The sequence below is a fragment of the Arthrobacter sp. HMWF013 genome, from assembly GCF_003061105.1.
Classification (GTDB): Bacteria; Actinomycetota; Actinomycetes; order Actinomycetales; family Micrococcaceae; genus Arthrobacter.
Window position 1 is genome coordinate 1 of the sequence record NZ_QAIQ01000689.1, and the last position, 467, is coordinate 467.

Below are 467 nucleotides of genomic sequence, written 5' to 3' on the forward strand. Positions count from 1 at the left end.
GTCCGTGACGGCTGCCGACGGGCTCCCGGTCAGCGTCTCCGTGCTGGACCACTCTGTTGTCAGGATCACCGACCTCCGGGCCGAAGGCCAGCTCAGCGTCAAGTACACCATTTCCAACGGCAAGTCCTCCGCGAGCGGGGAGATCGCCGTCCTGGTGGTCCCCGCGCCCGCCAAACTCCAGGCACCGCAAGCCAAACCGGACGAGGCCACAGTGCGCGCCGGGGACGTGGTCACCATTCCCGTACTGGAAAATGACACCGACCCCAACGGCGGCCAGCTGACCCTGGAACCTGTCCTGGCCCAGCAGCCTGACGCCGCTGACGGCCGCACTTTCACGTCCGGCGGCGTGCTGCGCTTCATCGCCGGCGAAGTCCCGAAGACCGTGTACGCGATCTACAAAGTCACCAACGCGTCCGGCCAGTCAGACTCCCAGCAGGTGGCCATCCGCATCAGGGCCCGCGATGACG

At 67.0% G+C, this 467-nt stretch carries 1 protein-coding gene; it reads left to right on the forward strand.

Annotated features, from left to right (window positions below):
• Positions 1–467: Ig-like domain-containing protein (locus DBR22_RS25045; protein ID WP_258229400.1), on the forward strand; the 467-nt coding region annotated here is incomplete at both ends.